Raw genomic sequence first — 21,631 nt, 5'->3', positions numbered from 1 at the left:
TCATTTATGGCAAGAGCAATGTTTGAGTATACCAAAACAATACTCGAAAAAGTTAGCTTTAATAAAGAATTGTTTAAAAAAGAATTGGAAAAAGCAGTTAACAGGTTATTACCTTATGAATTAAAAGAATTGTATTTATGGTTAAAAGAGTTTACGTTTAATAAACCAGATTTATATCCGTGTTTAGCCATTGTAAATATTGAAAAAAGGAGCTTTTAAGCTCCTTTTTTCTTTTGTAAAGGACTTATAATTTTTACATCATTAAATGCAATTACACCCCTAATAACACTATCAATAACGTTTTTCAAAGTATCTATAAGTTGAATTTTTAATTGTGATTTGTGATAAATAATGCTTACTTCTCTTGCAGGAACTGGGGCATCAAAATCTCTTAAATAAATTTTATCGTTTTCATTTAAATCTAAAGTTTGGAGATAGGGTAGGAGCGTCATTCCTAAACCTTCTTTAGATAGTTTAATTAAGGTATTAAAACTGCCGCTGTGCAGTTTAAAATGTTGATTTTTTGAACCCAAAGCACTACATAAATTAATAATATTTTCTTTAAAGCAATGGCCATCTTCCAATAACAATATGTCGGAAATATTTAATTGATCTATTTCTATAGTTTTATTTTTAAATAATCTATGTTCCGGAGGTATAAATGCAATAAATGGCTCATAATATAGGGGTTTTTCCTTAATAGCTTCATTCTCTAAAGGTGTTGCAGCAATGGCTACATCTATATGCCCGTCCGTTAATTTTTTAACAATTTCTTCAGTTGTTAATTCTTCAATTTTTAAATTTACTTTTGGGTATCTTTTTATAAATATTTTTAAAAATAATGGGAGTAAAGTTGGCATTACAGTGGGAATAATTCCTAATTTAAAATCGCCACCAATAAAGCCTTTTTGCTGATCTACAATATTGCTTAATCTATTACTCTCATCCACAATAATTTTGGCCTGTTCAATAATTTTTTGCCCAATTTCTGTCAGTTGAATTGGTTTTTTTGCCCGGTTAAATATTAGAGTATCTAATTCATCTTCCAATTTTTGAATTTGCATACTCAATGTGGGTTGTGTAACAAAGCAATGCTCAGCTGCCACCGTAAAATTTTGATGTTCTGCAACTGCCAATACATATTTTAATTGTGTGATTGTCATAAGTATAAATTTACCTGATAAAGATATTAAAACTATCAATAATAATTATATTAAAACTATTTTTATTTTTAAGAAATTTGATTAAATAAAATTTTAAAAAATGAATACAACAATTATTGGACTCGGGAAGTCTGCTACAGAAAATCGTATAATTAATTTGAATAAATTATTGGCTAATTTTCAAGTTTATTATCAAAATTTAAGAGGTTTGCATTGGAATATTAAAGGAAAATCTTTTTTTGAATTGCATGTTAAATTTGAAGAGTTTTACATAGATTCTCAAGATAAAATTGATTTTATTGCTGAAAGAATATTGACTTTAGGAGGTGTTCCCCTTCATACTTTTGAAGATTATAATAAGTTGTCAAAAGTTAAGGTTGGTAAAGAAATATCTAATGATGTGGAATCAGTAAAATTAGTGATTGACTCTTTAGCTATAATTCTTCAAATAGAACGTGCAATTCTTAAAGAAGCATCAGATGAGAATGATGAAGGAACTAATTCTATGATGAGCGATTTTATAGCTGAGCAAGAAAAAACACTTTGGATGTTAAACGCTTGGTTAGGATAAATAATCACTCTCTTAGTCATAAAATGGATAATAAAATTAAGATTGTTTAAATCTATAATTTATTATCCATTTTAAATTTTATTAATAATTATTCCAGAATTTTCTTTTAGCATTTAGTTCCTCTTCTTCTTTTATATAAACATCAATTGGAATAACCTTTAAGAAAGATGGATGTTGTTCTATTTCAATTTCTATCCTATTAACAATTTCTTCAATAGTATCATTTTCGTAATCAATATCCATTGGTTTTTTAATTACCATAGATTGCAGTACATCTCTTTTTTTAATAAGTAACCCTTTTTTATCGAACGAGCGTCTAAAACCATCAATAACAATAGGTACCACAATTGGTTTATAAGTTTTTATTATATGTGCAGTTCCCCGTCTAATTGGTTTAAATGGCTTAGTGGTACCTTGTGGGAAAGTAATTACCCAACCATCATTTAAAGCTAGTCCAATATTTGAAATGTCTGATTGTTTTACTTGTCGGTTTACATCTTGGCCTGCTGCTCTCCAAGTTCTGTCGATAGAAACAGATCCAGCATATGCAAAAATCTTAGGTAAAAATCCAGATTTCATAGTTTCAGCGGCGGCGACAAAATAAATATTCAATTTAGGGTTCCAAATATATCCTATGTTTTTTATGCTGTCTGCCCTACCTTTTAATGAAGCATTAAAAACATGAAACATAGCGGCAACATCTGCAAAATAAGTCTGATGATTGGAGACAAAAAGAACACCTTTTTCGGGTAATTCTCTTAATATTTCTGACCCATCTATTTGGAGATTATTGAATCTTCTGTACCTTCCGTGCGATACAATTCCAAAAAATCGAATGAGCCACTTTTTTAAAAATAATATATGTCCGAATGGATTTCTTTTAAAAATTGGCATTTAAGTTGGTTGGTTTTGAATAATGCAAATTTAATAAAAAATTATTTACATTAATTTAATAAGCTCTTTAATTTCGGAAAGCATCATTGCTGTTGCTCCCCAAACAACATAATTATTTAACATGAAACAGGGAACTTCTATGTTTTGGGCATATGAAGTAGAAAGAGTAGTATATTTTACATTTGTTTCATCTAGTAAATCACTTAATTTAACTTCAATTAGTTCTTCGACCTCGTAATTTTTAATAAAATTAGGTCTGCGATTTGTAATTCCCAAAAAAGGACTGACTAAAAAATTACTTGGCGGAATAAAAACGACAGTCATTTGCTTAAATATATGTATATCAGAAATTTGAACTCCAGTTTCTTCATACGTTTCACGAAGAGCAGTGGCTTCCAAATTTAAATCTCGTAAATCTTTTTTCCCTCCAGGAAAACTAATTTGGTCTGAATGAGTTCCATTATAACTTGCCCTTAAAGTGAGTAAAAAACATGTTTCACCTAGTTCATTTGGATAAAAAAGTACCAAAACAGCTGCTTTTTTAGAATTTTTAGATGTCATTTTTTCTTTTAATTCCATCATCCTAATTTTTGGAACCATCTTAAATTGTGCATTTTCACCTAATAATGGTGTTGCAATTAATTTTGATAAATATTTTTTAAATGAACTAAAAATCACTTTTTCTTTATATAAAAAGTTGGAATGGATAAATGAAATTTTACGGCTACTAACCTAATTGTTATAACTATTAAAGAGGTTGAAATATATAAAACAGATTCGTTAAAATTAAAAAAGTGTAAAATTAAAAAAGCTAATGAACCAAATACACTTGCCATTGCATAAATTTCTTTCCTAAAAATAACAGGTACTTCATTACATAAAAGGTCTCTAATAACTCCACCAAAAGAGGCGGTCATAGTTGCAATAGAGACAATTATAATAGGATGAAAATTTGCTTTTAATCCAATCTCTGTTCCCATAATTGTATATAATCCAAGCCCAATTGTATCGAATAAAAAAAGTGATTTGCTTAGATATTTTAAAAATTTTCTAAAAAATATTGCAAAAACATAAGATCCTGTTATAAAGAATATTACAGAGGTATTTTTCATCCAAAATACAGGTTGAGCACCTATTAAGACATCTCTTAACGTACCTCCTCCAACAGAAGTGGCAAAGGCAATAATATAAACTCCAAATGGATCAAATTTTTTCCGCATTGCCACAAGAGAACCCGAAATGGCAAATGAAATTATACCTAAAATATCTAATAAATTAAATAATGTCACGTTATTTTTTTTGAGAAATAATTTCTTTTATTGAATATTTCATTATTTAATTTGGTATTTAGCAGCAAGCGCGGCTCCAATTATACCTGCCTCATTTTCTGCTTCGGCAGGTACAATTTTTGTGTCTATATTTATTCTGGCTTCGATTTTGTCAAATTTTTTACTAGCTCCTCCTCCTATAATTATTAAATCAGGAGACAATAATAAATTAATGTGTTTGAAATACTTATGTAATCTTTTTCCCCACTGTTTGCTATTCAATTCATCTCTTTCTCTTGCTGAATCTGAGGCATATTTTTCAAAAATATCACCATTTTTGTGCAATACATGCCCAAATTCTGTGTTTGGCAATAATTTACCATCTAAAAACAAACCTGAGCCAATTCCTGTACCTAAGGTTATCATAATTACCACACCTTTTACATCTTTTCCAGCCCCAAAATTAATTTCGGCAAGGCCAGCAGCATCAGCATCATTTACAATAAAATATTGGTTTCTTGTTTTTTCTTCAAAAAGTTTGTCAACCTGAACTCCTTTCCAATCTTTATGCAAATTTCCGCCAGTTAAACATTTTCCATGCTGCAATGGTGTAGGAAAACCACAACCAATTGGTCCATTCCAATTAAAATGCTGGACCATTTTTTCAATAATTTCTGAAAGTGCTTCTGGATTAGCAGGAGATGGAGTTTTAAATCGTTTTCTTTTTGTAATTAAAACACCTGTTTCAGTGTTTACAATAGCCCCTTTTATCCCTGTTCCTCCTACATCAATACCTAAAATATCCATAGTTTTTATAATTGATTAATGATTTGTAATGTAATCAAAAAACGGCAAAAAGAAAACATGTATTTACATTCGTTCCTCAATCCATTTTTTGAAAGCAAAAAAGTTTTGTGGTGAAACACCATGTCCAACAGGATATTCAGAATAACAATTATTAATATTATAGTTATTTAATATTTGTGGTGCCTTTTTAGCCCATTCTACTGGGATAACTTGGTCAACACTTCCATGAGATATGAAAAAATCCAATTTACTATGTGAATTGTCACTCATTTGATGTGGTAGTAAATCGACATTTATATAACCGCTTAATGCAATAACTTTTTGTACTTTTTTCGGATAATTTAAGGCAACGGCATAACTTAATATAGTACCCTGGCTAAAACCTAAAAGGAATGTTTTTTCAGGAAGAATGTGATATTTATCTTGAATTTCATCAATAAAATTTGCAATATTTTCCATTGCTTCACGAACCTCTTTAGGATCAGAAAATTTACTCTGGGCATTGTTAAAATGAATGTTGTACCAGGCATACCCTCCATATCCCATATCTATTGGCGCTTCAGCGCTAATAACTAATAAATTATCGGGTAATTCACTAGCAAAGGAAAAAAGATCTTCTTTGTTACTTCCGTATCCGTGTAATAAAATGAGTAAAGAGGTTTTAGAGTCAATTATTATTGGCTTTTTCTTAATATAGTTTAGAGTTTGTTTTTTCATAAAGAAATAAAAATCGCACATTAAGTGCGACTTCAAAAATATCATTTATAATTAAGCTAGGCAATGCTTTTGAACCATTCTTGAAAAATATCTGCAAAATATGGAATTTTTTTCTCCTCCCCTTTAATTGCACCCATAAAACCAATCATCCAAAAAACAAATAGAACTAGGCTAATAATTGCAGCCACCCAAAATCCTATATATTTAACTATAAAAAGTGCATTTATAAATGAAAAAAGAGATAATCCTATCATTTGTCTTATATGAAAAGAAGCAAAAGAGTTTCTCTTTTCGCCGTTCATAATAAATGCAATGATAGTTCCAATCCAAGTTAAATAACTAATCAGTGCAATTGTTTTTCCATTTTCTATGGTAGAATTATCCATTTAAACTAAATTTTTTTAAGATAAAATTAATTGATTATTTGCAAAAATTCCATAGACTTTTCCATTCATTTCCTTCCCCAAGAATATCGAATTTTTTGAAGTTGAAAGTATATTGTTCACTTCAAATTTATAAGAATATTCAGGGTTGAAAAGGGTAATATCGGTTTTTTCTCCTTCTCTAATACTTGAATTTTTTACTTGAAATATTTTGCAAGGATTTTCAGTTAAACAATTTATAAGTACTTCTAATTCTAAAACCGGATTTAAAGCTCCAAATAAACTTTCCAAACCGATTGTGCCGTATTTGGCATTGTCAAATTCTACTTTTTTATGCTCAACATCAATTGGGTTATGATCGCTTGTAATTACATCAATAACACCTTCTTGCACCCCTTTTAATAGTGCTTTTATATCCCTTTTCGTGCGTAATGGAGGCATTACCTTTGTGTTTGAATCAAAATGAACCAATTCATCATCTGTTAAAACCAAATGATGCCCTGCAACACTACAAGTTACGTCTAAGTTTTTCTTTTTAGCTTCTTTTATTAATTTTACTGAATTTGCAGTTGAAATAGTTGGTATGTGTAATTTACCTCCTGTATATTCTAGTATAAATAAATCCCTTGCTATTTGTAATTCTTCAGCTAAGGCTGGAATTCCTTTTAAACCAAGTTTTGTACTATTTATTTCTTCATTTACAACACCGTGTCCAGCAATTGCTTGGTCTTGTGGGAAACTTAATACCAACCCATTAAAATTTTGAACGTATTGTAAGGCAATTTTTAATAAATTACTATTTGTTAGAGGCTTGTTGTAATCTCCAAAGGCAATTGCACCAGAATTTTGCATGTCGTATAATTCTGCTAAATCTTTTCCTTCAGAGCCTTTTGTTAAACTACCAATTGGAAATAGTTTGGTAGCGGAATTATTACATTTATTAACAATAAATTCGATGTCGGCATTGGTATCTAAAACAGGGTTTGTGTTTGAATTAACTGCAACTTTGGTAAAACCACTTTTAGAGGCGGTTAAGAGTCCATTTTTTATAGTTTCTCTTTCTTCAAACCCTGGTTCTCCAAAACTTACACTTGTATCGAACCAACCCTTTGAAATATGTAAATTTTTTAATTTTAGTTCTTCAATACCTTCCTCATTTTTAATAACTGATGCTATTTTTGTAATTATCCCATTTTCAATTAAAATATCCTTTTTTTGCAAGTGGTAAGGACTTGTACTATCTACAATGATAGCCGATTTTAGAAGTAGATTCATTTATTTAAAATATTTTAAAATAAGTATTTCAATGAGCAAAAATAAGGCAGAAAATGCTAAAAACCATTTAAAAAGCCAATTGATTTCTTTTTGCTCCTTTAAAGTGGAAAAAGTTTCATTAATAGAGGTACTTATTTTCACATTTTTTTTATTAGAAAATAAAGAATCCATATTGGTATAAACTAAATCACTTTCGTTTCTATTATAATTAAATGCAATTGTTTTTATCGCTTTCTTATCTTTTTTCATTTCATAAAAACCTTGTTCCAAATCTTGATGAGATACCTTTAATAAAACTTTTTGATGCAAAATTTGTTGCAAAGGAATAAATTCTGAAATCGAATTAGCAACAGTTAAAACTTCGTCTTTATTGAGTTGAATTGAAATTTCGATATTATTTTCTTGTGCAATAGTGTGGTATAAGTTATTAGTTTTTAAACTGTTTTTTGCGAAATTATAAAATACTGGAACTACTAGCGGAGAGTGAGTGAAATCCGAATTTAAATCGTTTAAGGGAGATGCAATCCAATATAATGTTCCTTTATCAATATTTTTAGAGCCAATAAAAATCGCATTTGAATCAAATTTTAAAATAGGAGATAGGTTCGATTGACTTATTAAATAGTGAATTTTTGTTGTTGGAAATTGAAAATTTTGAATTTCCTTTTCAAACACGCCATTAAAAATGGGATGATTGAAATTGATAGTATTTATTTTTCGACCAACCTCATTTCTGGTTAAATTACCTATTTTTAAAATGGAAAGTAATTGAGAATAAGAAGTAATATTTATATGTGTTGAGGGAATAAGAACAACTGTACCGCCATTTTTAATATATTCAATTATGGAGGTAGTTATAGAATTAGGCATGTTGTCAATTTCATTTAAAATAACAACATGTTGTTCCAAAATAGTGGAGTAGTTAGATTTTTCGATAGATGAATAAGAATAATTAAACTCATCATTTTTAAACATTTTTTGTAAAAAAAGGCTGTTTTCACCAAGCGTTAAGACTTTAATTTTTTCTGGTTTTGAAATGGTGAAAAATAAAGAATTGTCAAAATTTAATCCTTCATCATCAATGGATAATTTGCCTTTAAAATTAGTTGATGTAGGGAAGTTAAATGTAACGTTTTCAACATCTGAATTGGAGAATATTGCAGAACCTTTTCCAATTAATAAATTGTTATTATGAAAAGTTACTGCAACTTTTTTATTTAATTTTTGATTGCTTTTTAGTACAACTTTTAACGTGATTTCAGAGCCATTTTCAGAAACAATAAATGCGCTATCAATTCCGATATTAAAGGGTTGAGTAGGAGCTAAATTTATGAAGGAATAAGAAGTGTTTACATTTGTAAAATGTTGTTTTTCATCAAACTTATTTTTCTGAAAATCAGATATTAATATAATTTTATTTGAAGTGTTAATTGTATCAGTAATTATACTTTTAATTTTTAATAATAATGTACTTATAGGTAGCTCATTAGGACTGTATTTAATACTTGATAGTTCATTTTTTAATACTGGAAAATCAATGTTTTCAAATGTTTCATTATTGGTAATAAATGTTATTTTTGAATTGGTATTTTTAAAAGTTTCAATCAAATCTTGGGCGGCTGATTTTAATAATTCACCCTTTTTACCTTTTGCTTGCATGCTAAAAGAGTTATCTAAATAGACAATTATATTTTGATCTAAAATTTTCGTTACATTCGAATAATATGGTTGGGCAAAAGCAACAATCAAAAATAATAAAGTTGCTATTCGAGACATTAAAATAAGCCACTTTTTTAATTTGGCACTCTTCCTATTTTGTTGTTGTATTTGTCGAAGTATTTTAACATTGGTAAAAGGTACTTTGGTAAATTGTTGTAATTGAAATAAATGTACTAGTATCGGAATGATAAGTAAAAAAAGTGCATATAAAATTTCAGGATGCTTAAAATGCATTTCGTTTAAGGTTTTTCAAAGATAAAAATATGAATTTGTTTGTTAACGTTTTAATTCAAAATATTTTTTTAAAATTCCTAGAGCATAATTACTTGCAATTGTATTCGCAAATTTTGGAAAATCAATTGTAGCATTCTCATTGGCATTATCAGAAATAATACGAATAATTGAAAATGGTATTTGGTACTCATAACAAACTTGTGCAACTGCCGCGCCTTCCATTTCTACACAAAACGCTGTTGGTAGCATTTGATTTAATTGCTTAATTTTTGACAAACTAGAAATAAATTGATCTCCACTTGCAATATCTTCATACACTACTTTTGGTTTGGTAATGTTAAATTCAAGAGAATTATTAATACTTATATAACTTAAATAATCGGATAGAAAAAGTTTGGAGGCTTCTATCAAATCTGTTGCATCTTGGGTTGCAATTCCTTTCTTTTTTAAAATTGGTATTTCAAATTGCTCAAAAAGAGGACTTGCATCCATATCGTGTTGAAATAAATTTTTACCAATAACAACGTCTCCAATGTTTAATTTGTTTTTAATTGCTCCTGCAACTCCAGTAAAAATAAGCTCTTTTAAAGGATAATCGTTTATAAGTTGGGTGGTAGTTGCAGCCGAAGCAACTTTACCCCATCTAGAGAAAGCAATTACCACTGACTGATCAAATAAAGTACCTTGATAATAAGTTCTCATCCCTTTTTTAACTGTCGCAACATTTTTCAGAACATTTAATAATGCCTGAATCTCTTCTTGCATTGCACTTATAATTCCGGTCATAAGAACGCTAATTAATTGATTATTTTTCCATCAAGCATTTCCAATTTTCGATCTGCCATAGCAGCCAATTCTTGGTTATGGGTAACAATTACAAAGGTTTGGTTGAATTTATCTCTTAATGTAAAAAAAAGTTCGTGCAAATTTTTAGCCGATGTTGTATCTAAATTTCCACTTGGTTCATCAGCAAAAATAACATCAGGATTATTGATTAATGCTCTTGCCACTGCAACGCGTTGTTGTTCACCTCCAGACAGTTCGTTAGGTCTATGGTTTAATCGGTGACCAAGCCCAAGAAATACTAACAATTCTTTTGCTTTTAATTCTGCTTCTTTTTTAGTTTTATTCGCTATAAAAGCTGGAATACAAACATTTTCAAGGGCAGTAAATTCGGGTAATAACTGATGAAATTGAAAGATAAATCCAATGTGTTTATTTCTAAAATTGGATAATTCTTTGTCTTTTAATTCAATAATATTCTGATTGTTTATGAGAACCGAAGTTTCCTTATTTGTAGAAGCTGCATCTAATGTTCCTAAAATATGTAAAAGCGTTGTTTTACCGGCTCCTGATGGTCCAACAATTGCTACTATCTCTCCTTTTTTTATGGTTAACCCAACACCTTTTAAAACTTCTAAGTCTCCGTAAAATTTGTGAATATTTTTTGCTACAATCATTGTTTTTAATAATAGTTAGATTTCGGCTAAATTAAATGAATTATATCCAAGTTTTTAATTTGTTGTAATCTAAATAATAAATAAATTTAAGCGAAAAAATAGTTGTTTCAGGTTCTTTAAATAAGTTATGTAAGTTATCATTAAAATTTAAATTCGATTGAGTATCTTCATTAAATATGGAACTTCTGTATAAAGCAACTAATTGACTTCCAGGGGCAAATTCCCAAGAATAACTTAAATCTAAATTCCAAATATTGTAATTTATATCGTGGTTACTAGTGTAAGAACTGTTATCTAACGTTCCTTTTGAATTCAATTCATAAAAATCAGATTCATATATTACAGGTGACCAAAAATGCCTAAAAGCCAAGTTTAAAGATGATTTTGTATTAAAATTGAGTTTACCAGAAATAGAATTTGAAACTGTTTTTGCATCTCTTATTCCAAAAATAATACTTCCATTATCTAAATTGTTAACATATCCATTTTCATTCCATACTTTTGAATATAATAAAGAATGAACAATTTGAAATTTGTCTGAAAATCGATATCTAGGAGAAATTTTAAGTTCTATAAATCTATTTTGAGAATGATAACGGATTGCTACAACTGGTCGAATATCAATAGCAAATTTTTTCCTATAATCTGTTGAAAGAAATGAAAATAAAGCTAAATAACCTGTTTGCTTAAAAAATCTATCTTCAACTCTTGGTTCGTAATAATCATATCTATTTCCAATAAAAGTTTCAAAACCACCTCCAAATGCCAATCTACTTTTTTTTACAAAAAAGGATTCTAATTCAATTCTATGTTCTGTAAAGTTGTTTGGTTCATTTTGATATTTCCTAGATGTTGATAATTTAATTTTATAGTCATTAAAGTGTTCTATAGGTTCAAAAATTCTATATGAAACTTCGGCAGAATAATTGGCATAATTATTCTGATTTTGAAATCCTAAATCGTTTACTTCATAGGTATCATTACTTCTCGAATGATTAAGCTCGTACTGAAAGTTCCCATGTACTTTTGCAAACTCAAAAAATGTAGCATATCCTGTTTTTGTAGTACTGTTTTCATTTACATTACTTAGTTTAAAATTTCCTTTAACATTGTATTTCGATTTTTTATCTAAAACATCAAACACTAAAGCACTAACATTTGCATCTCTAAAATTACCACTTCTTAAAACATTTGTATTAACCAAACTAACAGAGGAGTTTTTGTTAAACTGTTGATCTAAAACAAGCACATTGTAATTTGCTAATGGCTCGGTAACCATTTTTCTGATTTCGTTGGTAGCAGTATTTAATATGCGTGCCTCTGTTTTTTCAGTAATAGCATTAAAAACACCTATTCCTAATCCACTATCTGTTCTGCCAGATAATTTTAAGGCATTTAACATATTTACTTTAAAAGGATTGTCTATAATTTCTTCATTTATACTTAAACTTTCTTCTGCGGTATCATATCCAACAGGTGCATTTCCTATTCTACGTGAATAAAACAGATTTCCCTTACTAAATAGTTCGGTCCCTTCTGTAAAGAAAGATCTTTTTTCCTGGTAACGTTGTTCAAAAGGACCTAGATTTAATACTTGTTCGTCGAAAGCAGTTTGTCCAAAGTCAGGAATTAGGGTAGCATCTAAGGTGAAACTTTCATTAATTCCATATTTTAAATCCATTCCAAAATTATAATCGAATTGAGAATCTCCATCATAACTTGATTGTAATACGGATGCGTATGGAGAAAAACTTAAACGAGTTGGTGGTTCAATATTTGTTATTCCAGTTAATTTTCCAGAATATTGAGTTGGAGCTCCTATTTTTTTATCGATATAATTCCACGAATATTGTTCATTTAAATAATTAATTTTTCTATGAAAATTTATTCCCCAAGTTTGAATTTCAGAATTGCTAAAACGAAGTGCCGAATAGGGAATTTTTATTTCAACAATCCAACTTTTTTCATTTACACTTACTTGACTATCCCAAACAGCATTCCAAGAAAAATCATCTCTTTCTCCACTTACTTTAGCGTCACCCTGTGCACCAGTACTCATAACAATAAATTCGGTATCGTTTTGTCCATCATTATTTGGGTTAATGCTAATTAGAAAAAAATCAACATTTCCAAACTGATCTCTACCTCCAAATTGCATTGGAATTTTGGAAACCTCATCATCAAACATAATAGCACCAAAAAAGATAGCCTCATCATTGTAAGCAACTTTTACAATTGTTTTTTTAGTTGGTCTTTCGGGAGTACCATCACCCGGTTTAAACATTACAAAATCTTGCGCATTTTCAGTATTTTGCCAAAAAGATTCATTCAAATTACCATCAATAGTTGGTGTTTCACTGATTCTTAATGCTTGAAAAGATTTTGATTTTGTTTGGGCATTTAAAAGGAGAATATTACCAATAAAAAGGAGGAGAAAAATATTTTTCATTTAGAGTTTTTGTCTTGTATACTACGAAGTAGCTAAAATATTTAACTTATAGACGAATCATTCTTAATTATTTGTTAATAATGCCAGAATTATTTTAAGGAAAGCTTATAAATGTGCAAAAAATAATGTTTAACCTAATTATGAAATTATGTTTCAATAAGAAAAGGTTAAAAAAATTAAGTGCTGATTTCATTAAAATCAAAAACCAGAAGTACTATTATATTAAAATAATTTATTATTTATGATTTAAAATAGGTTAGCGTATAGTTTAAAAATCATAATAAAAAAATAAATATATGATAATATAAAAATGTACAAAACACCCACAATCATAGGTGTAAAAAAAATGAAATTAAAATTTAGATTTTTCATTTTATTTTATTTTTCTACTATAAAATTACCATCAAAAACGAATTTTAAATTAAATTATGTGCAATTTTATTACATACAGTTGATAGGTTTATTGAGTATGTTTTAATGGAATATTACATTATAGAGAATTTTTTTTAGTTCTACTTTTATAATGCAATATTCAGTTTCTTTTTTTTATATAATTAATGGTAAATTAATTAACTTAGGAGATAGGTTAAACACTTGATTTATAGATTAAAGGTCGTTAAAATCAGTTATTTTGCGGGCTTATTTATTAATTATGATGTATCTTTATAGTTGTTAACGAATATTTTATTGAATGCTAGATTTTTTACAAAAGAAAACTCATTTTGATTATAATTCTTTAAATGCGGAAGAATGCTTAAATATGCTTACTGAAGACGAAAAAGCAACGTTGGTAAATCATAAAAGTGATGTTGAATTTAAAATAGGAGAAACCATTGTTAAAAGAGGCGTTTTAGTAAGTAATATACTATATATGACTGAAGGGTTGGTCAAATTAGAATTTGTTAATGATAATAAATGGTCAACACTTGCAATAGTTCAGCCTCATAGTTTTATTGGGTTAATATGTTGTTTTGCATATAAGAATTTTGATTTTACAGCAACAGCATTAGAAAAAACCAAAGTAGGTTTTATAGATAAGGATGTATTTGAAAAATTTATAAAAAGCAATGGGGAATTTTCATTGGCATTAATTAAGCATATGTCGAATGTAGCAAATGGATTATTTCATAGGATAACAAGGTTATCCCAAAAAAATATTGAGGGTGCTTTATCAATATTATTATTGGAATTTTCAATCATTTATAAATCAACAATTTTTGTACTACCAGTAGGAAGAAAAGAATTAGGAGCGCTGTTAGGATATTCAAAGGAGAGTGTAATTAACACATTGTCAAATTTTAACAGGGAAGGCATACTAAATGTTTTAGATAGAAAAATTGAAATATTAGATATTGAAAAATTAGAACAAATTAGTAAATTAGGCTAATAAATTTATTATTTCAAGATAATTAACTCAGTTTAATTTTATCTAATTGAATAATATATTATTGATAAACAGAAGCGTAGAATTAGCTACTTATTTTGAAAACTTTTAATTATTCCAGATAATTTTTAAGTTTTGATTTCTTACATTTGTCCATATTTTTTAAAAACCATTATTTCTAATGAATTTACACGAATATCAAGGAAAAGAATTATTAAATAGTTTTGGAGTTCGCATACAACGGGGTATTGTTGTAGATAACCCGAAAAAAGCCGTTGATGCAGCCAAACAACTTACTGTGGAAACCGGTACAGGATGGTGGGTTATAAAAGCCCAAATTCACGCTGGTGGAAGAGGAAAAGGTGGTGGTGTAAAATTAGCTAAAAATTTAGCTGAAGTTGAAACCATTTCTGAAAATATTATTGGAATGATGCTTATAACACCACAAACACCTCCTCAGGGTAAAAAGGTTCATCAAGTTTTAATTGCAGAAGATGTTTATTATCCTGGTGAAAATAGTCCAGAAGAATATTATATGTCTGTATTATTAAATAGAGCTACTGGGAAAAATATGATTATGTATTCTACTGAAGGTGGAATGGATATTGAAACTGTTGCCGAAGAAACTCCACATCTAATTTTCACAGAAGAAATTGATCCATTAATTGGTTTACAACCATTTCAGGCACGTAAAATTGCTTTTAATTTGGGACTATCAGGAAATGCATTAAAAGAGATGATAAAATTTGTATCGTCTTTATACACCGCATTTGTTCAATCGGATGCTTCTTTATTTGAAATTAACCCAGTTTTAAAAACTTCAGACGATAAAATTTTAGCAGTAGATTCTAAAGTTGTTTTAGATGACAATGCGTTATATCGTCATAAAGATCTTGCGGTTTTACGTGATTATAGAGAGGAAAATGAAATTGAAGTTGAAGCCAATGCTGCAGGATTAAATTATGTTGATTTAGATGGGAATGTGGGCTGTATGGTAAATGGAGCAGGACTTGCAATGAGTACCATGGATTTAATTAAACAATCGGGTGGTGAACCAGCTAACTTTTTAGATGTTGGTGGAACCGCAGATGCAAAACGTGTTGAAACTGCTTTTAGAATTATTTTAAAAGACAGTAATGTAAAAGCAATTCTTGTAAATATTTTTGGTGGAATTGTGAGATGTGATAGAGTGGCTCAAGGAATAATTGATGCGTATAGAAATATGGGCGATGCTATTAAAATTCCAATTATTGTACGTTTACAAGGTACCAATGCAATTGAGGCAAAACAGCTGATAGATGAAAGTGGATTAGATGTAATTTCTGCTACTGAATTTCAAGAAGCTGCGGATAAAGTGCAACAAGTACTTTCTAAAATATAATCAGTTAAAGTTTTAATAAAAAAAAACACCTCATTTGAGGTGTTTTTTTTTGATTAAATATAAAATTTAAATATCTTCAAATTTTATATCTGTAAAGCTTTCAGTACCTGAATTTTCTTCTAATTCAGACGATTTTTTGAAATCTTTTTGATGACGTTCAGAAATCACTTCATCTCCCTTTTCATTTAAGATATAGTCAGTTGCTGATTGCAACATCTCATTAAATTCAACGAAGTCTTCTTTGTATAAATAAATTTTGTGTTTTTTGTAATGGAAAGATCCATCGTCATGTGTAAATTTTTTACTCTCCGTAATTGTTAAATAGTAATCTTCTGCTTTTGTTGCTCTTACATCAAAAAAGTAGGTTCTTCTTCCTGCTCTAAGAACCTGAGAAAATATCTCTTCTTGTTCTAAATGGTCATTTTCCATATGTACTCTTTATTTTTTTAATTAATCCTAAATTAGATATACACAAATCTAAAAAAATAATTGACTTAAAACATAATTTTTAAATATCTTTTTCTAAAAGTTGTTGTTCAAAAAGCTCCTTATAATACCCATTTATATTAACCAACTCATTGTGTGTGCCTTGCTGAATTATTTGACCATTTTGTAATACGATAATGGTATCAGCATTTTTTACTGAAGATACTCTGTGACTAACAATAAGTGTAGTTTTATTTTTACTTACTTCAGCAAGGTTATTTAATATAATTTCTTCAGTTTCGGTATCAACGGCTGAAAGACAATCATCAAAAATTAATATTTTAGGTAGTTTTATAATAGCTCGAGCAATAGATACTCGTTGCTTTTGACCTCCTGATAATGTAATACCTCGTTCACCAACAAAAGTGTCGTATCCTTTGTTAAATTCGATGATATTATGGTGAATGTATGCTTTTTTAGCTGCGGTTTCAATCTCTTCATCTGTAGCATTTTCTGCTCCAAATTTAATATTATTTTTTATGGTATCTGAGAATAAAAAGGCTTCTTGAGGAACAAATCCAATACTCTGACGCAAGTTATCTAGGTTTATTTGTGTTATATTTTTCGAATCAATTAATATTTCACCATCACTTATATCATATAATCGAGCAATTAAACTAACAATAGTAGATTTTCCAGAACCAGTATTTCCTAAAATTGCAAAAGTTTTTCCTTGCTCAATATTAAAACTAACATTTTTTAAGGCTGTTATATTAGTGTCTTCATAAATGAATGAAACATTTTTAAAAGTTATGTTTCCTATAATTTGGGTTGGTTCTGCTATATTATTTTTAATTTCTGGTTCTTGTTTCAAAAATTCATTAATTCTTTTTTGAGAGGCTTCCGCCTGTTGTACCATTGAAGTAACCCAACCCACAACAGCAACTGGCCATGTTAGCATATTTACATACATAATAAATTCTGCTATAACCCCTAATTTTATAGTTCCATCAATATAACGCAAACCACCAATGTAAATAACTAAAATATTGCTAATTCCTATTAACAAAATCATAATGGGATAAAAAAGGGCTTGTGCTTTATATAAATTTATGTTTTTTTCTTTTGCGCTTGTTGCCAGAACTTCAAACTCGGCCATTGTTCTTTCTTCAATTCCGTATGATTTTAATATACTGATACCTGAAAAAGTTTCTTGAGAACTTGCAGTTAGTTTAGATAAAAATTCCTGAACAACAGTACTTCTTTTATGAATAACTCGGCTCAAAACGTAAATTAAAATAGAAAGTATGGGAAGAGGAAGTAAGGTGTAAGTAGTTAAAACAGGATCAATATTGTACATTTTAATAATTGCCACAATAAACAAAACCAACATATTTATAGAATACATAATGGCAGGACCAAAATACATACGTACTTTACTTACGTCTTCACTAATTCTATTCATTAAATCACCCGTTCTATTTTTTTTATAAAAATTTAAAGAAAGACGTTGGTATTGTGCATAAATTTCGTTTTTAAGATCGAACTCTATTAATCTTGATGTAACTATTATCAATTGCCTCATTAAAAATGTTAAAAAACCAGAAAGCAATGCAGCTCCTATTATAAATAAAATATTGGTTAAAAGTTCAGTTTTTACCACTGTTAAATCTGTAATTAAGCCGTTGCTATAATCTTCTGCAGCGTTTACAGATTGCCTTATAAGACGTGGAACTTCAAGGGTTAAAATATTAGAAAAAATGGTAATTATAACACCTAATAGTAGGCGATATTTATATTTTATAAAATATTTATTTAAATACTGTAAGGCTTTCATAAATAAAAAAAGGCAAGTTCAATTTTTTGAAGTTACGAAGATACATGAATAATGATTGAATTAAACTTTTTTAAGATAGATTTAACGATGGTTAAAAAACTAAAAACTAAATTAAATATTTAAAAAATAGTAGTATTTTTGCGCAGTTAAAAAGAAAAAAAACAAAGTTCTGTAGATGATAAATAGAAGACATATTAGAATTAAAGTGATGCAGTCTGTATACGCAGTGTTACAATCTAAAAATGATAACATTGATAAGGAGGAAAAGTTCTTATATGTGAGTATTGATAAAATGTTTGATTTGTATGCAATACTTTTGCAACTTCTTGTTGAGGTTAAAAATATGGAAAAGAATAATATTAAAATTTCCAAAAAGAAGTATTTAGCAACAAAAGATGAACTAAACCCAAGTTCAAAGTTTATTGATAATCAGGTTTTTAAAATTTTAGAAGAAAGTGTTTCCTTAGCTGAATATATAGAAAAAAATAAAATTAATTATTGGAAACTGGATACCGAATATGTTGATGAAATTTGGAAGCTAACCAAGGATTCTAGTTTATATAAAAACTATATAAAAGCTGAAGACAAAAGCTTTCAACACGATAGAGATTTTGTTGTGGCTTTGTTTAAAAAAGTTTTGGCTCCAAATGATAAATTGGCCGATTATTTTGAAGATAAAAATATTAGTTGGGTAGATGATATTCCATTTGTAAATACTTGGATTGTTAAAAGTTTAGGTCAATTAACAGAAAAAGGCACATTTCAATTAGGTAATTTGTATAAAGATGAAGACGATAAAAAGTTTGTTTCTGAATTATTTAAAAAGGCAATTTTGAATCATACTACTTTTGAGAAGGAAGTTGCAGATAAAACCCCAAACTGGGATACAGATAGAATTGCTGAAATTGATTTAATTTTAATTAAAATGGCTATTTGTGAATTTTTAAAATTCCCTTCAATACCAACTCGTGTTACAATTAATGAGTATATTGAAATTGCAAAAGATTATTCAACCGATAGAAGTAGTTTTTTTATTAATGGTGTATTAGATAAAATTTTGAAAGAATTTACAACCGATGATAGAATAAATAAAATTGGAAGAGGATTATTATAAAATTAAAATAAAAAACAATAAAATGAAACCAATGAAAAAAATAACAATTTTAAGTTTGATTATGCTTAGTATTGCAACCTACTCTTGTAAAGATAACGCATCGTCTAAAATTTCACCTGAAAAATTAGAAAGTGCCATTGAAAGAGATGAAAATGTAGCTTCAGGTATTGCTATTATTGCTTTTGACAAAGAGGTATATGATTTTGGTACTATTAAAGAAGGTGAAATTGCAGAAGGGATTTTTAAAATTACCAATAAAGGAAAAGCAGATTTAGTGATTACAAATGCTTCTGCAAGTTGTGGTTGCACAGTGCCGTCTTGGCCGAAAGATCCAATTTTACCAGGTCAGACTGGTGAATTAAAATTTTCATTCAACTCAGCAGGAAGAGCTGGAAAACAACATAAATCTATTACTTTACAAACTAATACCGAAAAAATAACTGAGACTTTAAGTATCTCGGGTACAGTTACAGCAAAGGAATCTAAATAATAATTTAATAAATAAAAATGTTTATGTTTAATACAATATTCTTACAAGGAGATAGTAGCGCATTAATGAGTATGCTACCTTTTATACTTATGTTTTTGGTTATCTATCTATTTATGATAAGACCACAAATGAAACGTCAAAAAAACGAAAAACAATTTCAAAATGCTTTAGCAAAAGGAAATAAAGTTATTACTACTAGTGGTATACATGGTAAAATTATAGATATAATTGATAGCGATAATACAGTGCTTGTAGAAACGGGTGCAGGAAAAATAAAATTTGAACGTTCAGCTATTTCTATGGAATTAAGTAAAAAAGTTTTATCTTCTACTGAAAAATAAGTAACATTGATATAATTTAAAAGTGAGCCATTGGCTCACTTTTTTTGTACCTTTAATCCAGATTAAACGGAATGGATAGAATTTCAAAAAATACTCATATATCATTAAATAGTAGAAGGAAATTTAAAATATTCCTTTTAATACTTGTGGTTACAAGTATCGTTTGGTTTTTTGTGGAATTGTCTAAGACATATGATGGAAAAATTACAATTCATGTAAATTACATCAATCTACCTTCGGATAAATTGCTCCAATCCAAGCCAAAATCTGAGGTAGAATTATGGATAAGAGCTTCAGGTTTAACAATATTAAATTACAATATTTTAGAACGTACTATAGATTTAAAATTAGATCAACTTATTAAAGGGAAATCGAACTATTATATAGTACCAAATAATCAGTTAACTTTTATTAATTCACAGTTAAAAGGAAATGTTGTGATGCTTAAAGTGCTCACTGAAGTTGTTAAAATAGATGTTGGAAAATCTAAAACTAAAAAAATTCCTGTTGTTTCAAGATTAATTGCCAACTTTAAAGTAGGCTATAATTTAATTGAAAATTTAAAAATAGAGCCAGATTCCATCGAAATTACAGGTCCAAATGAAATTATTGACACCATTCATTTTATTGAAACAAAAAGGTTGACAATAAATGACGTTTATGAAAATATTAAGGAATCTATAGATTTAAAAAATAATTTAGAAAAAAGGGGAATTAAAATTTCGAGAACTCAAGTTGTAGTAATTGGAAAGGTTGACAAAATTACTGAAGGAAAAATAAAAATTCCTGTACGATTTATCAATAAGCCTCAAGATGTTATTTTAAAAACATTTCCTAAAGAAATTGAGATAATCTACCAAACAGGACTTTCAAATTTCAAAAAAATAACAACTGAAAGTTTTGATATTGTTTTTGATTACAATGAATATTTAAAAGAAACTCAAACTCGATTTTTAACGCCAGTTATAAAACGAAAAAGCCCTTTAATAACAACGTTAAGAGTTGAGCCAACTAAAATAGAATATTTTATACAAAAATGAAAATTGTAGGATTAACAGGAGGAATCGGGAGTGGAAAGAGCACGGTTTTAGCACTTTTTAAAAATTTAGGTGCTGCGGTGTATATTGCAGATGATGAGGCAAAAAAGTTAATGAATTCTGACAAGGAACTAATTAGTTTCATAAAAAAAATTGCTGGAGATAAGGCATATTCAAATCAAGTTTTAAATAAGGCTTATTTAGCAGAATTAATTTTTAACAATAAAGAAATATTAGTTGCTATTAATGCAGTTGTTCATCCAAAAGTTCGGGATAATTTTCAAAAATTTATAAAAGAATCAAAAGCACCAATTGTAATTTATGAAGCAGCCATTTTATTTGAAAGTGGAAGTAGTAATTTTTGCGATTATGTAATAACTGTAATTGCAAATTACAAAGCTAAAATTGAAAGAATAGCCAAAAGAGACTTTCTTTCGATTGCTCAAATTGAACAACGTATGCAGCACCAAACAGAGGATGATTTTAAAATTAAACACTCAAATTTTGTCATTCAAAATAACTGTTTAGATCAGACTAAAATACAAGTAGAAACTATTTATAAGATGCTTATAAAGACTTAATTCCTTTGAAGCATTTCTTAAGAAATTGTTAAAAAAATACTATTTTAGTTAATCTACGTTAAAATAGTCTAATTATATTGATAAATAACTAATTTTGAAC

Annotated in this window: 23 protein-coding genes; 9 read left to right on the top strand and 14 right to left on the bottom strand. The window is 28.4% G+C overall.

Annotation, left to right across the window (positions count from 1 at the left end; all coding sequences use genetic code 11):
* Positions 1-6 precede the first annotated feature (6 nt).
* The gene (locus tag Q8S45_RS09410) at positions 7-219 is read left to right on the top strand and encodes a hypothetical protein (RefSeq protein ID WP_305604078.1); all 213 of its coding nucleotides are present in this window, start codon (positions 7-9) and stop codon (positions 217-219) included.
* Here Q8S45_RS09410 and Q8S45_RS09405 read toward each other — a convergent pair.
* Positions 216-1,163, bottom strand: a complete 948-nt coding sequence (locus tag Q8S45_RS09405; protein WP_305604070.1) for a LysR substrate-binding domain-containing protein — start codon at positions 1,161-1,163, stop codon at positions 216-218. The genes Q8S45_RS09410 and Q8S45_RS09405 overlap by 4 nt on opposite strands.
* A 100-nt stretch (positions 1,164-1,263) precedes the next feature.
* Here Q8S45_RS09405 and Q8S45_RS09400 point away from each other — a divergent pair, with 100 nt between their 5' ends.
* A complete protein-coding gene (locus tag Q8S45_RS09400) occupies positions 1,264-1,734 on the top strand; it encodes a Dps family protein (protein WP_305604068.1) in 471 nt (156 codons plus the stop codon).
* 81 nt (positions 1,735-1,815) lie between these two features.
* Here the strand turns inward: Q8S45_RS09400 and Q8S45_RS09395 are convergent, their stop codons facing one another.
* The 11 genes from Q8S45_RS09395 to Q8S45_RS09345 form a co-directional block, all read right to left on the bottom strand.
* The gene (locus Q8S45_RS09395; protein ID WP_305604066.1) at positions 1,816-2,628 is read right to left on the bottom strand and encodes a 1-acyl-sn-glycerol-3-phosphate acyltransferase; all 813 of its coding nucleotides are present in this window, start codon (positions 2,626-2,628) and stop codon (positions 1,816-1,818) included.
* 45 nt (positions 2,629-2,673) lie between these two features.
* A complete protein-coding gene (locus Q8S45_RS09390; RefSeq protein WP_305604064.1) occupies positions 2,674-3,306 on the bottom strand; it encodes a CoA pyrophosphatase in 633 nt (210 codons plus the stop codon).
* Positions 3,303-3,917 (bottom strand): trimeric intracellular cation channel family protein, encoded by a 615-nt coding sequence (locus Q8S45_RS09385; protein ID WP_305604062.1) that lies wholly within the window; start codon positions 3,915-3,917, stop codon positions 3,303-3,305. The genes Q8S45_RS09390 and Q8S45_RS09385 overlap by 4 nt, the downstream gene beginning before the upstream one ends.
* Before the next feature lie 42 nt (positions 3,918-3,959).
* Positions 3,960-4,703, bottom strand: coding sequence for a polyphosphate--glucose phosphotransferase (gene ppgK / locus Q8S45_RS09380; protein ID WP_305604060.1), 744 nt, complete (start codon positions 4,701-4,703; stop codon positions 3,960-3,962).
* 63 nt (positions 4,704-4,766) lie between these two features.
* Positions 4,767-5,420, bottom strand: coding sequence for an alpha/beta hydrolase (locus Q8S45_RS09375; protein WP_305604058.1), 654 nt, complete (start codon positions 5,418-5,420; stop codon positions 4,767-4,769).
* Positions 5,421-5,476: 56 nt separating this feature from the next.
* Positions 5,477-5,806 carry a DUF4870 domain-containing protein gene (locus tag Q8S45_RS09370; RefSeq protein ID WP_305604056.1) on the bottom strand — a complete coding sequence of 110 codons (330 nt, stop codon included), beginning with the start codon at positions 5,804-5,806 and terminating at the stop codon, positions 5,477-5,479.
* Between the two features lie 15 nt (positions 5,807-5,821).
* Positions 5,822-7,078 (bottom strand): dihydroorotase family protein, encoded by a 1,257-nt coding sequence (locus Q8S45_RS09365; RefSeq protein ID WP_305604054.1) that lies wholly within the window; start codon positions 7,076-7,078, stop codon positions 5,822-5,824.
* Positions 7,079-9,031, bottom strand: coding sequence for a BatA domain-containing protein (locus tag Q8S45_RS09360; protein WP_305604052.1), 1,953 nt, complete (start codon positions 9,029-9,031; stop codon positions 7,079-7,081).
* Between the two features lie 42 nt (positions 9,032-9,073).
* The gene (locus tag Q8S45_RS09355; RefSeq protein ID WP_305604050.1) at positions 9,074-9,817 is read right to left on the bottom strand and encodes a 5'-methylthioadenosine/adenosylhomocysteine nucleosidase; all 744 of its coding nucleotides are present in this window, start codon (positions 9,815-9,817) and stop codon (positions 9,074-9,076) included.
* Positions 9,818-9,828: 11 nt separating this feature from the next.
* A complete protein-coding gene (locus Q8S45_RS09350; protein WP_305604048.1) occupies positions 9,829-10,491 on the bottom strand; it encodes an ABC transporter ATP-binding protein in 663 nt (220 codons plus the stop codon).
* A 40-nt stretch (positions 10,492-10,531) separates the two neighbouring features.
* Positions 10,532-12,940, bottom strand: coding sequence for a DUF5916 domain-containing protein (locus tag Q8S45_RS09345; protein ID WP_305604046.1), 2,409 nt, complete (start codon positions 12,938-12,940; stop codon positions 10,532-10,534).
* A 691-nt stretch (positions 12,941-13,631) separates the two neighbouring features.
* Between Q8S45_RS09345 and Q8S45_RS09340 the strand changes: the two genes are divergently transcribed.
* Complete coding sequence (locus Q8S45_RS09340) at positions 13,632-14,327, top strand: Crp/Fnr family transcriptional regulator (RefSeq protein WP_305604044.1); 696 nt, start codon at positions 13,632-13,634, stop codon at positions 14,325-14,327.
* Positions 14,328-14,505: 178 nt separating this feature from the next.
* Positions 14,506-15,705, top strand: coding sequence for an ADP-forming succinate--CoA ligase subunit beta (gene sucC, locus Q8S45_RS09335; RefSeq protein ID WP_305604042.1), 1,200 nt, complete (start codon positions 14,506-14,508; stop codon positions 15,703-15,705).
* A gap of 66 nt (positions 15,706-15,771) precedes the next feature.
* On the opposite strand, the gene Q8S45_RS09330 is transcribed toward sucC, so the two are convergent.
* Both Q8S45_RS09330 and Q8S45_RS09325 read right to left on the bottom strand, forming a co-directional pair.
* Positions 15,772-16,134: a PUR family DNA/RNA-binding protein gene (locus Q8S45_RS09330; protein WP_305604040.1), complete on the bottom strand. Its 363-nt coding sequence runs from the start codon at positions 16,132-16,134 to the stop codon at positions 15,772-15,774.
* A gap of 79 nt (positions 16,135-16,213) precedes the next feature.
* Complete coding sequence (locus tag Q8S45_RS09325) at positions 16,214-17,968, bottom strand: ABC transporter ATP-binding protein (protein WP_305604038.1); 1,755 nt, start codon at positions 17,966-17,968, stop codon at positions 16,214-16,216.
* Positions 17,969-18,143: 175 nt separating this feature from the next.
* Between Q8S45_RS09325 and nusB the strand changes: the two genes are divergently transcribed.
* From nusB to coaE, 5 genes are all read left to right on the top strand, one after another.
* Positions 18,144-19,082: a transcription antitermination factor NusB gene (gene nusB / locus Q8S45_RS09320; protein WP_305604036.1), complete on the top strand. Its 939-nt coding sequence runs from the start codon at positions 18,144-18,146 to the stop codon at positions 19,080-19,082.
* A gap of 31 nt (positions 19,083-19,113) precedes the next feature.
* Complete coding sequence (locus tag Q8S45_RS09315; RefSeq protein WP_305604034.1) at positions 19,114-19,572, top strand: DUF1573 domain-containing protein; 459 nt, start codon at positions 19,114-19,116, stop codon at positions 19,570-19,572.
* A gap of 17 nt (positions 19,573-19,589) precedes the next feature.
* Positions 19,590-19,913: a preprotein translocase subunit YajC gene (gene yajC / locus Q8S45_RS09310; RefSeq protein ID WP_371133007.1), complete on the top strand. Its 324-nt coding sequence runs from the start codon at positions 19,590-19,592 to the stop codon at positions 19,911-19,913.
* Positions 19,914-19,984: 71 nt separating this feature from the next.
* The gene (locus tag Q8S45_RS09305) at positions 19,985-20,953 is read left to right on the top strand and encodes a CdaR family protein (protein ID WP_305604030.1); all 969 of its coding nucleotides are present in this window, start codon (positions 19,985-19,987) and stop codon (positions 20,951-20,953) included.
* Complete coding sequence (gene coaE, locus Q8S45_RS09300; RefSeq protein ID WP_305604028.1) at positions 20,950-21,531, top strand: dephospho-CoA kinase; 582 nt, start codon at positions 20,950-20,952, stop codon at positions 21,529-21,531. The genes Q8S45_RS09305 and coaE overlap by 4 nt, the downstream gene beginning before the upstream one ends.
* The last annotated feature ends 100 nt before the right edge of the window (positions 21,532-21,631 follow it).

This window comes from Lutibacter sp., from assembly GCF_030692605.1.
Taxonomy (GTDB): domain Bacteria; phylum Bacteroidota; class Bacteroidia; order Flavobacteriales; family Flavobacteriaceae; genus Lutibacter.
Note: the sequence above shows the minus strand (reverse complement) of the source record. Positions and strands in the feature narration are given on the sequence as shown.